The organism is Streptomyces aurantiacus, assembly GCF_027107535.1.
Lineage (GTDB): Bacteria > Actinomycetota > Actinomycetes > Streptomycetales > Streptomycetaceae > Streptomyces.
On record NZ_CP114283.1, the window covers coordinates 1,006,329 to 1,020,553 of the forward strand.

Annotated in this window: 11 protein-coding genes; 10 read left to right on the top strand and 1 reads right to left on the bottom strand. The window is 70.1% G+C overall.

From position 1 onward, the window contains the following. The first annotated feature begins 13 nt into the window (after positions 1 to 13). The 4 genes from O1Q96_RS06190 to O1Q96_RS06205 all read left to right on the top strand — a co-directional run bounded on the left by O1Q96_RS06190 (position 14) and on the right by O1Q96_RS06205 (position 5,952). Positions 14 to 784: an anti-sigma factor family protein gene (locus tag O1Q96_RS06190; RefSeq protein ID WP_269247202.1), complete on the top strand. Its 771-nt coding sequence runs from the start codon at positions 14 to 16 to the stop codon at positions 782 to 784. Positions 785 to 867: 83 nt separating this feature from the next. After that, positions 868 to 3,288 carry a HelD family protein gene (locus O1Q96_RS06195; protein WP_269247203.1) on the top strand — a complete coding sequence of 807 codons (2,421 nt, stop codon included), beginning with the start codon at positions 868 to 870 and terminating at the stop codon, positions 3,286 to 3,288. 433 nt (positions 3,289 to 3,721) lie between these two features. Continuing rightward, a complete protein-coding gene (locus O1Q96_RS06200) occupies positions 3,722 to 5,137 on the top strand; it encodes an NAD-dependent malic enzyme (protein WP_217453425.1) in 1,416 nt (471 codons plus the stop codon). A gap of 533 nt (positions 5,138 to 5,670) precedes the next feature. Next, positions 5,671 to 5,952, top strand: a complete 282-nt coding sequence (locus tag O1Q96_RS06205) for an HU family DNA-binding protein (RefSeq protein ID WP_269247204.1) — start codon at positions 5,671 to 5,673, stop codon at positions 5,950 to 5,952. Between the two features lie 136 nt (positions 5,953 to 6,088). Here the strand turns inward: O1Q96_RS06205 and murA are convergent, their stop codons facing one another. Continuing rightward, entirely contained in the window at positions 6,089 to 7,435 is a 1,347-nt protein-coding gene (murA, locus tag O1Q96_RS06210; RefSeq protein ID WP_269247205.1) for a UDP-N-acetylglucosamine 1-carboxyvinyltransferase, read from the bottom strand. 241 nt (positions 7,436 to 7,676) lie between these two features. Here murA and O1Q96_RS06215 point away from each other — a divergent pair, with 241 nt between their 5' ends. The 6 genes from O1Q96_RS06215 (at position 7,677) to O1Q96_RS06240 (ending at position 14,043) form a co-directional block, all read left to right on the top strand. Further along, entirely contained in the window at positions 7,677 to 8,249 is a 573-nt protein-coding gene (locus tag O1Q96_RS06215; protein ID WP_269247206.1) for a YqgE/AlgH family protein, read from the top strand. Between the two features lie 29 nt (positions 8,250 to 8,278). Then, positions 8,279 to 8,578, top strand: coding sequence for a DUF3039 domain-containing protein (locus O1Q96_RS06220; protein WP_149514137.1), 300 nt, complete (start codon positions 8,279 to 8,281; stop codon positions 8,576 to 8,578). A gap of 339 nt (positions 8,579 to 8,917) precedes the next feature. Continuing rightward, complete coding sequence (locus tag O1Q96_RS06225; protein WP_269247207.1) at positions 8,918 to 10,231, top strand: extracellular solute-binding protein; 1,314 nt, start codon at positions 8,918 to 8,920, stop codon at positions 10,229 to 10,231. 5 nt (positions 10,232 to 10,236) lie between these two features. Further along, positions 10,237 to 11,373 carry a carbohydrate ABC transporter permease gene (locus tag O1Q96_RS06230; protein WP_269247208.1) on the top strand — a complete coding sequence of 379 codons (1,137 nt, stop codon included), beginning with the start codon at positions 10,237 to 10,239 and terminating at the stop codon, positions 11,371 to 11,373. Positions 11,374 to 11,492: 119 nt separating this feature from the next. Beyond that, complete coding sequence (locus tag O1Q96_RS06235) at positions 11,493 to 12,299, top strand: carbohydrate ABC transporter permease (RefSeq protein ID WP_269253501.1); 807 nt, start codon at positions 11,493 to 11,495, stop codon at positions 12,297 to 12,299. 13 nt (positions 12,300 to 12,312) lie between these two features. Beyond that, complete coding sequence (locus O1Q96_RS06240; protein WP_269253502.1) at positions 12,313 to 14,043, top strand: beta-N-acetylhexosaminidase; 1,731 nt, start codon at positions 12,313 to 12,315, stop codon at positions 14,041 to 14,043. The last annotated feature ends 182 nt before the right edge of the window (positions 14,044 to 14,225 follow it).

The window sequence follows — 14,225 nt, forward strand, 5'->3', positions numbered from 1 at the left end:
TAGTCCTGGATCCATGCAAAGTTCGCAGGGGCAGGGCGATCTGCACGAAACAGTGGGTGCCTACGCGCTGGGCATCCTCGACGACGCCGAAGCGACCCAGTTCGAGGCGCACCTCGCGACGTGCGAATGGTGCGCGCAGCAGCTCGACGAACTCGCGGGCATGGAGCCGATGCTCGCCGCCCTCGCGGATCTTCCGGGCACCCGGGGCACACCGGCCATCGGTGAGTCACTGGGCGTCCGCCCGAGCACAGGGCTCTCGGACCGGCTGGTCGGCGAAGTCGTCGAGCGCCGCGTCCGCGCCAAGAGGAGCCGGCGTGCCTTCTTCGGGCTCGCGGCCTCGCTGATCATCGGCGCTCCGATCGCCGCGATCGCGGTCACCGGCGGGGACTCCGACTCGAAGCAGCCGCAGACGCTCTCCTCCAGCCCGGCCAAGGACGCGTTCACGCACATGACCGACAAGGTCGAGTCCACGGACCCGAGCACCAAGGTCAGCGCCACGGTCGGCGTGGAGAGCAAGGCCTGGGGCACCCACGCGGTCCTGGAGCTCAAGAACGTCAAGGGCCCCGAGAAGTGCTCCCTCATCGCCGTCGGCAAGAACGGCGAGCGGGAGACGGCGACCACCTGGGCGGTCCCGAAGTGGGGCTACGGCATCAAGAACGCCACCACCGAGCAGGCGAAGAACCCGCTCTACGTACACGGTGGCGTGGCGATGAACCCGGCGGACATCGACCACTGGGAGATCGCGACCTTCGGCGGCAAGAAGCTGGTCGAGGTCGACGTGTAAGCGGTTCAAGAGCGGAAACGTAGCCTCACGGGCTCCCCTTCGCGTACGGTTGACGGCTGCCATGCACGTCAGAAGGGGGCCCGGTGGCCGCTCAGGTTCAGCAGGAAATGGCGCTCGATCCGGTAGGCGATTCCGTGCGCGACCGGGAGATCGGCGTCGAACAGGAACACCTGGACCGGGTGTACCAGCGCCTTGAGGAAAAGATCCACGAGGCGGAGTTCCTGATGAACGACGCCGCCCAGCGCGGCCAGGTCGGTACACCCGGAGCACTCGCGGAGCGTGACGCGCAGGTGTTCCGGGCGGGGATCCACCTCAACCGCCTGAACAACGAGTTCGAGGACTTCCTCTTCGGACGGATCGACCTCCTCCTCGGCAAGGACGGCAAGAAGGGGCCCGACGGCGCGTACACCGCGGTCGAGCCCGCCGAGGGCGCCGTACACGCCGACAACACCGCCGAGATCGCCGAGACACTCCACATCGGCCGTATCGGCGTCCTCGACGCGGACTACGCGCCGCTGGTCATCGACTGGCGGGCCCCGGCGGCCGCGCCGTTCTACCGCTCCACGCCGGTCGACCCGGGCCGGGTCGTACGCCGACGGGTCATCCGGTCCAAGGGCCGCAAGGTCCTCGGTGTCGAGGACGACCTCATGCGCCCGGAACTGAAGGCCACGCTCGCCGGGAACGAACTCGCGGTGATCGGCGACGGCGCACTGATGGCCGCGCTCGGCCAGGCCCGCAGCCACACCATGCGGGACATCGTCGCGTCCATCCAGGCCGAGCAGGACCAGGTCATCCGGGCGCCCGCCGCGTCCGTGACGTACGTGGAGGGCGGCCCCGGCACGGGCAAGACGGCGGTCGCCCTGCACCGGGCCGCCTACCTGCTCTACCAGGACCGCAGGCGGTACGCGGGCGGCATCCTGATCGTCTCGCCCACGCCGCTGCTGGTGGCGTACACCGAGGGCGTCCTGCCGTCCCTCGGCGAGGAGGGCCAGGTCGCCATCCGCGCGGTCGGCTCCCTGGTCGACGGCGCCGAGGCCACGCTGTACGACGCACCGGCGGTGGCCCGCGCCAAGGGGTCCCACCGGATGCTGAGCGTGCTGCGGAAGGCGGCACGGGGGGCATTGGAGACGCCGGGCGCACCCGGCCGGTCCGCCGGTGCCGCGCAGGCCGGGCAGCTCGCGTTCGGAGACGAGGCCGAGGACGGCGACGAGCCCGGCACACAGGCCCCCGCGGTCACGACCACCCGCCTGCGCGTCGTCGCCTTCGGGCGCCGGCTGGAGCTGGAGGCGCCCGAGCTGGACCGCATCCGGCAGAGCGCGCTCTCCGGAACCGCGCCGGTGAACCTGCTGCGCCCGCGCGCCCGCAAGCTGCTCCTCGACGCCCTGTGGTCGCGCTCCGGCGCCGGCACCCGGCACACCGACCCCGAGCTGGCCGCCGAACTGCGCTCGTCGTTCGACGAGGACGTCAGCTCCGAGGACGCCTTCATCGCGTTCCTCGACGCCTGGTGGCCCGAGCTGACGCCGCGCGCCGTGCTGGCGGCCATGGCCGACGAGAGACGCCTCGGGCGCTGGGCGCGGCGGATCCTCAACCCCGGCGAGGTGCGGCGGGTGGCCCGCTCCCTCAAGCGGGAAGGGCTCTCCGTGCACGACGTGGCCATGCTCGACGAACTGGAGGCGATCGTCGGCACCCCGGCCCGCCCCCGCAGGAAGCGCGACCTCGACCCGCTCGACCATCTGACGGGCCTCGAGGAGCTCATGCCCCAGCGTGAGGAGACACAGCGCGAGCGGGCCGAGCGGCTGGCCCAGGAGCGCACGGAGTACGCGCACGTGATCGTCGACGAGGCGCAGGACCTCACGCCCATGCAGTGGCGCATGGTCGGCCGCCGGGGCCGGCACGCGACCTGGACGGTGGTCGGCGACCCCGCCCAGTCGTCGTGGTCGGACCCGGACGAGGCCGCCGCGGCCCGTGACGAGGCTCTCGGCTCCCGCCCGCGCCGCCGCTTCACGCTCACCGTCAACTACCGCAACCCCGCCGAGATCGCCGAACTCGCCGCGAAGGTCCTGGCCCTCGCGATGCCCGGCTCCGCGTCCCCGTCCGCGGTCCGCTCCACGGGCGTACGGCCGCGCTTTGTGGCAACGGACCATGGACAAGGCGCCGTGGTGCGGGAGTCCCTGGCCAAGACCGTGCGGGAGGAGGCCGCCCATCTGCTCGACCAGGTCGACGGCACGGTCGGTGTCGTCGTCGCGATGAACCGCCGCGCCGAGGCCGCCCGGTGGCTCGCCGGACTCGGGGACCGCGTGGTGGCGCTCGGCAGCCTGGAGGCGAAGGGCCTGGAGTACGACGCCACGGTGGTCGTCTCCCCGGCGGAGATCGCCGACGAGTCGCCGGCCGGGCTGCGTGTGCTGTACGTGGCGCTGACCCGGGCGACGCAGCAGCTCACCGTCGTCTCGGCGGACCGCGACGAGCCGGACGCCAACGGCGTACCGGACCTCCTGCGGGACTGAGCGGGTGAACGGGGCCGGGACGGGCCGGAGCGGCCCGGGCGGCGCCGGACCCGTGAACCGGCGGGCCCGGCGGCGTGAACCGGCGGGCCCGTCCTCGTGAAGGTTCTCTGTGAACCCACGGTGCGGGAATTGCCTTACGGGGATCGTTTGTTACCGTTGATGTGACACCGGCCCGATCCAAGCCCCCGGGCCCAACCTTCGTCGCTACGAGCGACCACTTGCCGCGAGGCGAGCATGGCGGGTCGGTGTCATTGAACGTGTAGGGCACGCGAGAGGTCCACGTCACCCGGTGACGTGGACCTCTTTCGTCATGAACAAAAGGTTCGCAATCCGGGGTGGCTACCACGTACTCCGCGGTAGGTGCGACGATCGGACGGCAAACCCGCGAACCAGTAGTGCTCGCAGTACCCGGTGAAAGCAGAGGAAGTCGGCCATGGCAACGGCGCCCAGCGTCTCCTACTCGATTACGGTCCGGTTGGAGGTGCCCGCGAGCGGTACCGCGGTCTCCCAGATCACCACGGCCGTGGAATCACACGGAGGCTCGGTCACCGGCCTCGACGTGACGGCCTCCGGCCACGAGAAGCTCCGGATCGACGTCACCATCGCGGCGTCGTCCACGGCGCACGCCGAGGAGATCGTCGAGCAGCTGCGCGGCATCGAGGACGTCACGCTCGGCAAGGTCTCCGACCGTACGTTCCTGATGCACCTCGGCGGCAAGATCGAGATGGCGTCCAAGCACCCCATCCGCAACCGTGACGACCTCTCGATGATCTACACGCCGGGCGTGGCCCGCGTGTGCATGGCGATCGCCGAGAACCCCGAGGACGCCCGCCGCCTCACCATCAAGCGCAACACCGTCGCGGTCGTGACGGACGGCTCCGCGGTCCTGGGCCTCGGCAACATCGGCCCGATGGCCGCCATGCCGGTCATGGAGGGCAAGGCGGCCCTCTTCAAGCGCTTCGCCGACATCGACGCCTGGCCGCTGTGCCTGGACACCCAGGACACCGACGAGATCGTCGCGATCGTCAAGGCGATCGCCCCGGGCTTCGCCGGCATCAACCTCGAGGACATCTCGGCCCCGCGCTGCTTCGAGATCGAGGCCCGCCTCCGTGAGGCCCTCGACATCCCGGTCTTCCACGACGACCAGCACGGCACCGCGATCGTCGTGCTCGCCGCGCTCACGAACGCCCTGCGCGTGACCGGCAAGGCCATCGGCGACATCCGCGTCGTCATGTCCGGCGCGGGCGCGGCCGGTACGGCCATCCTGAAGCTGCTGCTCGCCGCGGGCGTCAAGCACGCCGTCGTGGCCGACATCCACGGTGTCGTGCACGCGGGCCGGGAGGACCTGGTGAAGGCCGCCGCGGACTCGCCGCTGCGGTGGATCGCCGACAACACCAACCCCGAGGGCGTCACGGGGACGCTGAAGCAGGCCGTGGCCGGCTCGGACGTCTTCATCGGCGTCTCGGCCCCGAACGTGCTGGACGGCGACGACCTGGCCACCATGGCCGACGGCGCGATCGTGTTCGCACTCGCGAACCCCGACCCCGAGGTCGACCCGGCCATCGCCCGGCTGACGGCGGCGGTCGTGGCCACCGGCCGCTCGGACTTCCCGAACCAGATCAACAACGTGCTGGTCTTCCCCGGTGTCTTCCGCGGCCTGCTGGACGCCCAGTCCCGCACGGTCAACACCGAGATGATGCTTGCGGCCGCAACGGCACTGGCGGACGTGGTGACGGAGGACGAGCTCAACCCGAACTACATCATCCCCAGCGTCTTCAACGACAAGGTCGCCGGCGCGGTCGCCGGAGCGGTCCGCAACGCGGCGAAGGCCGCGGGCGTGACGGTCTGAACCCTCGGACGGGCCCCTCAGGGGGCGCCGTGCCGGCCCTCGCTCCCGGCCCGGACGCCCTCGCCCGGGCCGTCGCAGGGGCCGAAGCGGCGGCCCGTGCCTGAAAGGGGCGGGAGCGGGTAGAGGCGGTGAGGGCGGAGAAAACGCCCGGGCCGGTGGCGGCTGTGACGGTTGCCACCCGGCCCTCGTACCGGCGCGTCGCCGGACACCGGGCCTCGCGCCGCCTCTAGGGTGGCGGCCATGGCTCAGTCCCTGCGGGCCCACCAGGCCTCCAGGCCCTGCGGTCCGCCGCCGGGAGCGGACGGAGCGTCACCAATTCGAGGCCGTGGCGCTTTTCGTGTGACTCCCAGGGGTACCGGATTGGCTTTCCCGCCGCAGGTGGGGGCAGGATGCGTCTTCGGGCGCGAGGGTCCGGTCACGGACCCGGGTCCGGGGACCGCCGAGGACCCTGGCAGCATCGGCTTCGACGTGCCCGATATGCGGCTCCGCCGCGTGGCACGCCTCAACGGCAAGAAGAACACGGGAGTAACAACATGAACCGCAGTGAGCTGGTGGCCGCGCTGGCCGACCGTGCCGAGGTGACCCGCAAGGACGCCGACGCCGTTCTGGCCGCCTTCGCCGAGACCGTCGGCGAGATCGTCGCCAAGGGCGACGAGAAGGTCACCATCCCCGGCTTCCTGACCTTCGAGCGCACCCACCGTGCCGCTCGCACCGCCCGCAACCCGCAGACCGGTGAGCCGATCCAGATCCCGGCCGGCTACAGCGTCAAGGTCTCCGCGGGCAGCAAGCTCAAGGAAGCCGCCAAGGGCAAGTAGTCAGGCCTTCCCGTACGTCCCGGGACGACGTACGAGGTCACACGACGCCGATGGGGCGGTCACCCGGTTACGGGTGACCGCCCCATCGCGTGCGTGAGGGGGCTCCGGACATCCGGAGCCCCCTCACGTGAATCCGCTAGCCGAGGGCCTTCCCCGGCAGTTCCACCTTCGCGCCCAGCTCGACGAGCTTCTCCATGAAGTTCTCGTAGCCGCGGTTGATCAGGTCGATGCCGTGGACCCGGGAGGTGCCCTGGGCCGCCAGCGCCGCGATGAGGTACGAGAAACCGCCGCGCAGGTCGGGGATGACCAGGTCGGCGCCCTGGAGCTTCGTGGGGCCCGACACGACCGCCGAATGGAGGAAGTTGCGCTGCCCGAAACGGCAGTGGGAGCCGCCGAGGCACTCGCGGTAGAGCTGGATGTGTGCGCCCATCTGGTTGAGCGCGGAGGTGAAGCCGAGGCGGGACTCGTACACCGTCTCGTGGACGATGGAGAGGCCGGTGGCCTGCGTCAGGGCGACCACCAGGGGCTGCTGCCAGTCGGTCTGGAAGCCGGGGTGCACGTCCGTCTCCAGCGCGATCGACTTGAGCTGGCCGCCGGGGTGCCAGAAGCGGATGCCCTCGTCGTCGATCTCGAAGGCGCCGCCCACCTTCCGGTAGGTGTTCAGGAACGTCATCATCGAGCGCTGCTGGGCGCCGCGGACGTAGATGTTGCCTTCGGTCGCCAGCGCCGCGGAAGCCCACGAGGCGGCCTCCAGGCGGTCCGGCAGGGCCGCATGGGTGTAGCCGCCGAGCTTGTCGACGCCCGTGACGCGGATGGTGCGGTCCGTGTCCATCGCGATGATCGCGCCCATTTTCTGCAGGACGCAGATCAGGTCCTCGATCTCCGGCTCCACCGCGGCGTTCGCGAGCTCCGTGACGCCCTCCGCGAGGACGGCCGTCAGGAGCACCTGCTCGGTCGCGCCGACGGACGGGTACGGCAGCTCGATCTTGGTGCCGCGCAGCCGCTGCGGAGCCTCCAGGTACTGCCCGTCCGCGCGCTTCTCGATCTTCGCGCCGAACTGCCGCAGCACCTCGAAGTGGAAGTCGATGGGCCGGCCGCCGATGTCGCAGCCGCCGAGGCCCGGGATGAACGCGTGACCGAGGCGGTGCAGCAGGGGGCCGCAGAACAGGATCGGGATGCGCGACGAACCCGCGTGCGCGTCGATGTCCGCGACGTTGGCGCTCTCCACGTGCGACGGGTCCATGATGAGCTCGCCCGGCTCCTCACCCGGACGGACCGTCACACCGTGCAGCTGCAGCAGGCCGCGTACGACCCGCACGTCACGGATGTCCGGGACGTTGCGCAGCCGACTCGGAGCACTGCCGAGCAGCGCGGCGACCATGGCCTTCGGTACGAGGTTCTTCGCACCGCGGACACGGATCTCACCCTCGAGCGGGGTTCCGCCGTGGACAAGGAGTACGTCGTCTGAGCCGTTGACGGTCATGTATCTCGCGTTCCGGTTGGTGGGGCAGGGCCGAAGAAGCAAGCGTAATGGCCGCCTACCCCCCTTCAGTAAGCCCAAGGGTGCCCCGAGGACGTCATAGCTTTGCCACAACACGAACCGCTGCGAATCGGACACACGGGGTCACCGGCCGGTCCGTGCGCTCTGCCTGCATCTGTACGCCCTGAGCTGCATACGGCCATTGCCTCCCCTCATGCAGGGAAGATGCGAGATCATGTCTGGCATGACCGAGGTGTCCTCGCTCACAGGGCGGCTGCTCGTGGCCGCACCCGCCCTGTCGGACCCCAACTTCGACCGCGCTGTGGTGCTGCTCCTCGACCACGACGAGCAGGGCTCCCTCGGCGTCGTCCTCAACCGCCCCACCCCGGTGGACGTCGGCGACATCCTCGCGGGCTGGGCGGAACTGGCGGGGGAGCCCGGGGTCGTCTTCCAGGGCGGTCCTGTCTCGCTGGACTCGGCGCTCGGCGTGGCGGTCATCCCGGGGGGCGCCTCCGGGGAGCGCACGCCGCTCGGCTGGCGCCGTGTGCACGGCGCGATAGGGCTTGTCGACCTGGAGGCCCCGCCGGAGCTGCTCGCCTCGGCGCTCGGCTCGCTCAGGATCTTCGCGGGGTACGCGGGCTGGGGGCCCGGGCAGCTGGAGGACGAACTGGTCGAGGGCGCCTGGTACGTGGTCGAGTCCGAGCCCGGGGACGTCTCCTCGCCCGCTCCGGAGCGGCTGTGGCGCGAGGTGCTGCGCCGCCAGCGCAGCGAACTGGCGATGGTGGCCACCTATCCGGACGACCCTTCGCTGAACTGATGCCGCCGGCCTTCAGTACTCTTGCGTTCATGAGCACTCTTGAGCCTGAAACCCAGCCCCAGCGAGGCACTGGGACGGGAACCCTCGTAGAGCCGACGCCGCAGACGTCGCACGGCGACGGGGACCACGAGCGCTTCGCCCACTACGTCCAGAAGGACAAGATCATGGCGAGCGCGCTCGACGGCACACCCGTCGTCGCGCTCTGCGGCAAGGTGTGGGTCCCGGGCCGGGACCCGAAGAAGTACCCCGTGTGTCCCATGTGCAAGGAGATCTACGAGTCCATGGGCGCGGGCGGCGACGACGGCAAGGGCAAGGGCGGCGACAAGTAGCGCCTCCGGTGGCCTTACGGGCGCCGCGTAGACGGAGTACGGCCGCGGGCCCCGGTGCGGGGTGCCGCGGCCGAGTCGTGCCCGGAGCCTCCCGCCTCCGCCGGCCGGCCGGTTCGTGCGGGTGTCCCTCCCCGGCGGGTGAACCCGGCGTGCCGGGGCGCGCTCTCGGCGCATCCGGGGCCTTTGTCCTGCCCGTCCGTTGCACGGAGTGCTTCCGCCGGTCACAGAGTGGTTGAGACCTCTTGTGGGCATGTTCCTGTACTCCATAGCCTCCGACGTGTTGTGCAGCGCAAAACCCCCATTGCACAGGCTGCAACGCGCTCCCCCGGAGGACGCCCCATGAAGCTCTCTCATCTCTCTGCCCGCATGGCCGCACCGATCGCCGCGCTCGTCGTCGCCGGGCTCACGGCGACCGCCTGCGCCCCGGAGTCCTCCGACAACTCCGGTGGCAAGGACGAGAAGAGCGGCACCCTGCGCGTGTGGCTCTTCCAGGAGGTCACCAACGCGCCCAAGGAGAAGGTGGTCGACGGGGTCGTCACCGCCTTCGAGAAGGCCCACAAGGGCACGAAGGTCGACGTCCAGTACATCCCCGTCGAGACCCGCGCCGAGAAGATAAAGGCCGCCTTCAACGACCCCAAGAGCGCCCCCGACCTCATCGAGTACGGGAACACGGACACCGCCGGCTACGTCAAGGACGGCGGACTCGCGGACGTCACCAAGGAGTTCGCGGACTGGAACGAGTCGAAGGACACCGACCCGACGGCCCGGCAGTCCGTCACGGTCGACGGCAGGATCTACGGGGCCCCGTACTTCGTCGGCGTCCGCGCTCTCTACTACCGCACCGACGTCTTCAAGGAACTGGATCTCGAAGTACCGAAGACCCAGAACGAGTTGATCGCCAAGGCCAAGGCGATCCGGCAGGCGAAGCCGGAGCTGTACGGTCTCGCGGTCGGCGGCGCCTACACGTACGGCGCGATGCCGTTCATCTGGGCCAACGGCGGCGAGATCGCCCAGGGCAGGGGCGGATCGTACGCCTCGACGATCGACACCGCGGCGGCCCAGAAGGGAATCAAGGCGTACACCTCTCTCTTCGGTGACGACAACTGTCCGGCGGCCAAGTGCGCGGGCATGGGCGGCAACGACACCGTCACTGCGTTCGCCTCCGGCAAGGCCGGCATGGCCATCGGCGGCGACTTCAGCCACGCGGCGATCGAGGCGGGGAAGGTCAAGGGGAAGTACGCCGTCGTGCCGCTGCCGGGCGTCACGTCGGGTGAGATCGCACCCGCCTTCGCGGGCGGCAACAACCTCGGCGTGCTCGACAGCACCTCGCACCGCACGCTCGCCGTCGACCTGATGGAGCAGCTCGCGTCCAAGAAGACGCAGGGCGCGCTCTTCGACGCGATGGGCTTCCTGCCGACGTTCACGGACGTGCGCCAGGACGTCGCGAAGCGCGAGCCGTTCGTCGGGCCCTTCGTGAAGACCCTGGGCGCGGGCGCCAAGTTCGTCCCGGCCTCACCCGCCTGGTCCCAGATCGACGCGTCCCTGGTCCTGCCGACGATGTTCCAGGAGGTCGTCAGCGGACGCAAGGACGTGGCGGCCGCCTCGAAGGACGCGGCCAAGAAGATGAACGCCGCGTTCAGCTCCGCGGGATGAGCCGGATGACGAACCGTCCGCTTCCGGGGCCCGTACCGCCGCCCGGCGGCGAACAGGCCCCGAAGGAGCCCGGACCGACGACACCGGGCGGGCTCCGGGAAGCAGGACCGGCGCCCGCCTCCGCGCCGGGCTCCTCCGAGGCCGCGACCGCGGTCGCGGTCCGCCGGGCCGGCGGACCCGGCCCGGTGAAGGGCGCCCCGGCCCGGGGCGCCCGCGGGGCGCCCCGGCCCGGACGCGGCGCGACGACGGGACGCAGGTCACCGCTCGCCCGCGGCGGCTGGACGCCCTGGCTCTATCTCGCCCCCGCCCTCGTGGTCATCGGCGGGCTGCTCGTCTATCCCGTCTACCAGCTCGGCCTGATCTCGTTCCTCGAGTACACACAGGCCCAGGTCAGTGGTGGGGAGCCGACGACCTTCGAGGGTTTCGGGAACTACGCGACGCTCTTCGGGGACGAGCAGTTCTGGCAGGTCCTGCTGGCGACGGTGGTGTTCGCGACGGCGTGTGTCATGTCGACGCTGGCGGTCGGCTGCGCGCTCGCCGTCCTCCTGACACGTGTCCGTGCCGTGCCGCGGCTCGCCCTGATGCTGGCCGCGCTCGGCGCCTGGGCGACACCCGCGGTCACCGGGTCGACGGTGTGGCTGCTCCTGTTCGACCCCGACTTCGGGCCGGTCAACCGGATCCTGGGACTCGGCGACCATTCGTGGACGTACGGCCGGTACAGCGCCTTCGCCCTCGTCCTGCTCGAAGTGGTGTGGTGCTCCTTCCCGTTCGTGATGGTCACGGTGTACGCGGGCATCCGGGCCGTGCCCTCCGAGGTCCTGGAAGCCGCGTCCCTCGACGGCGCCTCCCAGTGGCGGATCTGGCGCTCGGTGCTGGCGCCGATGCTCCGCCCGATCCTCGTGGTCGTCACCATCCAGTCGGTCATCTGGGACTTCAAGGTATTCACGCAGATCTACGTCATGACGAACGGCGGCGGCATCGCCGGCCAGAACCTCGTGCTGAACGTGTACGCCTACCAGAAGGCCTTCGCGTCCTCCCAGTACAGCCTCGGGTCGGCGATCGGAGTGGTGATGCTGCTGATTCTGCTGGCGGTCACGCTCGTATATCTGAGACTGCTGCGAAGGCAGGGGGAAGAGCTGTGAGTTCCGTGACGTCCAGGCATTCCGTGGCATCCGCGAGTTCGCCGGGATCCCCGAGTCCCGTACGGCGAACGGGATTCGTACGAGGATTCGTACGCCGTTCCGTACGGCGGCCGTGGCGGCTGGCCGCGGAGGTCTCGGCGCTGTTGATCGCGGCGGTCGTCGCATTCCCCCTCTACTGGATGGCGCTCAGCGCCTTCAAGCCCGCCGGGGAGATCGAGTCGACCGAGCCGCGGCCCTGGACGCTGTCCCCGACCCTGGATTCCTTCCGGCGTGTCTTCGGGCAGCAGGAATTCGGCCGTTACTTCCTCAACAGTGTCGTCGTGGCGGTCACCGTGGTCGCCGTGTCGGCGCTCATCGCGTTTCTCGCGGCGACCGCCGTGACACGCTTCCGCTTCCGGTTCCGGACCACCCTGCTGATCATGTTCCTGGTCGCGCAGATGGTGCCCATCGAAGCCCTGACGATCCCCCTCTTCTTCCAGATGCGGGACTTCGGACAGCTCAACACGCTGGGCTCGCTGATCCTGCCGCACATCGCCTTCTCGCTGCCCTTCGCGATCTGGATGCTGCGGGGTTTCGTGAAAGCCGTCCCCGAGGCGCTGGAGGAGGCCGCCTACATCGACGGGGCGAGCCGGACGCGGTTCCTGTGGCAGATCCTTTTCCCACTGGTCTTTCCGGGGCTCGTCGCCACCAGCGTCTTCTCGTTCATCTCCGCCTGGAACGACTTCCTGTTCGCCAAGTCCTTCATCATCAGCGACACCTCCCAGTCCACGCTGCCGATGGCCCTCCTCGTCTTCTACAAGCCCGACGACCCGGACTGGGGCGGCGTGATGGCCGCGTCCACGGTGATGACCATTCCGGTGCTGATCTTCTTCGTACTCGTACAGCGGCGCCTGGTCTCCGGACTGGGCGGCGCGGTGAAGGACTGACGTGAGCGACGCGATGCCGAACGGCCCGACCTCGCCCGGTGTGATTCCGGCGCCCCGATCGGTGCGGGAGTCCGCGGGCGGCGGCGTCCCGCTCGACGCGGGCACCACCCTGTGGGCCGGACCCGGTACGGGCACCACCGAACGCTGGCTGCGCCTCACCCTCGGCGCCGCCCTGGGCCTCTCGCTGCCGCCGGGCGACGAGAATCCAGAGCACGCGGAGAACGCGGAGAACGCGGAGAACGCAGCGAACACGGAGAACGCAGCGAACACGGAGGGCGCGGAGTGCGGTGAAAACGCCGTGAGCACCGTGCGGTTGCGCATCGACGACTCGCTGGGGGCGGAGGCGTACGTACTCGACATCGACGCCGGACACGGAATCGAGATCCGGGGCGGAGGTCCCGCCGGAGTGTTCTGGGGTGCCCAGACGCTGCGTCAGCTCATCGGCCCGGACGCTTTCCGGCGAGCTCCCGTACGGCCCGGTGTCACCCATGTCGTCCCGCGGCAAACCGTCGAGGACGCGCCGCGATTCGGCTGGCGCGGGCTCATGCTCGACGTCTCGCGGCACTTCATGCCGAAGGACGGCGTACTGCGCTGTCTCGACCTGATGGCCGCGCACAAGCTGAACGTCTTCCACTTCCATCTCACGGACGACCAGGGCTGGCGAATCGAGATCCAGCGGTATCCGAAGCTCACGGAGACCGGATCATGGCGGGCGCGCACCAAATTCGGCCATCGCGCCTCGCCCCACTGGGAGGAGAAGCCGCACGGGGGCTTCTACACCCAGGACGACATCCGCGAGATCGTCGCGTACGCCGCCGAGCGGCATATCGCCGTCGTCCCCGAAATCGACATCCCGGGGCACTCGCAGGCCGCCGTCGCCGCATATCCGGAACTCGGCAACACCGATGTCGTCGACACGCTCTCCCTCTCCGTCTGGGACACCTGGGGCGTCTCCAAAAACGTACTCGCCCCCACTGACAACGTCCTTCGCTTCTACGAGGGCGTCTTCGAGGAACTCCTCGGCCTGTTCCCCTCGGAGTTCGTCCACGTCGGCGGCGACGAGTGCGCCAAGGACCAGTGGAAGGCGTCCCCCGCCGCGCAGGCACGGATCAGGGAACTGGGCCTTGCGGACGAGGACGCGCTGCAGTCCTGGTTCATCCGCCACTTCGACGCCTGGCTGAGCGCGCGAGGGCGCCGGCTCATCGGCTGGGACGAGATCCTGGAGGGCGGGCTGGCCCCGGGCGCCGCCGTCTCCTCCTGGCGCGGCTACCAGGGCGGCATCACGGCCGCCCGGGCAGGCCACGACGTCGTCATGTGCCCCGAGCAGCAGGTGTACCTGGACCACCGCCAGGCCGACGGGCCGAACGAGCCGGTGCCCATCGGCTACGTCCGCACCCTGGAGGACGTCTACCGCTTCGAGCCCGTGCCACCGGAGTTGACCCCCGGGCAGGCGCGGCACGTGCTGGGCACCCAGGCCAACCTGTGGACCGAGGTGATGGAGGACCGGTCACGCGTGGACTACCAGGCCTTCCCGCGGCTTGCGGCCTTCGCCGAGGTCGCCTGGAGCGCCCTGCCCGCGCCCGTGGAACGCGACTTCGCGGACTTCGAACGGCGGATGACCGGCCACTACCCGCGACTTGACGCCCTGGGGGTCGACTACCGGCCGCCCACCGGGCCGTTGCCGTGGCAGCGGCGTCCCGGAGTGCTCGGACGCCCGATCGAGGGAGCGCCCCCGAACGTGTGAGGCGGCTTCCAGGGGGTGTCGTCCGATGCGGTTGCCCTGGGACGGTGGCCCCGAAGGAGAAAGGTGCCCAAGGGGCACCGAAGACTGTCAATGTGCGCTGACGGGCGATGTGGTGCGAAAACGGACCATCCGTCGAGGGTGGGCAGGAATGCCTCCTAGCGGACCCCCGCGTCGAGGGGCGG

Bases quoted from the DNA above. Each gene is read 5' to 3' on its own strand.
- O1Q96_RS06220 (WP_149514137.1), top strand. From the start codon at position 8,279: ATGAGCACTCTTGAGCCTGAAACCCAGCCCCAGCGAGGCACTGGGACG.
- O1Q96_RS06240 (WP_269253502.1), top strand. From the start codon at position 12,313: ATGCCGAACGGCCCGACCTCGCCCGGTGTGATTCCGGCGCCCCGATCG.
- O1Q96_RS06190 (WP_269247202.1), top strand. From the start codon at position 14: ATGCAAAGTTCGCAGGGGCAGGGCGATCTGCACGAAACAGTGGGTGCC.
- O1Q96_RS06215 (WP_269247206.1), top strand. From the start codon at position 7,677: ATGACCGAGGTGTCCTCGCTCACAGGGCGGCTGCTCGTGGCCGCACCC.
- O1Q96_RS06225 (WP_269247207.1), top strand. From the start codon at position 8,918: ATGAAGCTCTCTCATCTCTCTGCCCGCATGGCCGCACCGATCGCCGCG.
- O1Q96_RS06200 (WP_217453425.1), top strand. From the start codon at position 3,722: ATGGCAACGGCGCCCAGCGTCTCCTACTCGATTACGGTCCGGTTGGAG.
- O1Q96_RS06205 (WP_269247204.1), top strand. From the start codon at position 5,671: ATGAACCGCAGTGAGCTGGTGGCCGCGCTGGCCGACCGTGCCGAGGTG.
- murA (WP_269247205.1), bottom strand. From the start codon at position 7,435: ATGACCGTCAACGGCTCAGACGACGTACTCCTTGTCCACGGCGGAACC.
- O1Q96_RS06230 (WP_269247208.1), top strand. From the start codon at position 10,237: ATGACGAACCGTCCGCTTCCGGGGCCCGTACCGCCGCCCGGCGGCGAA.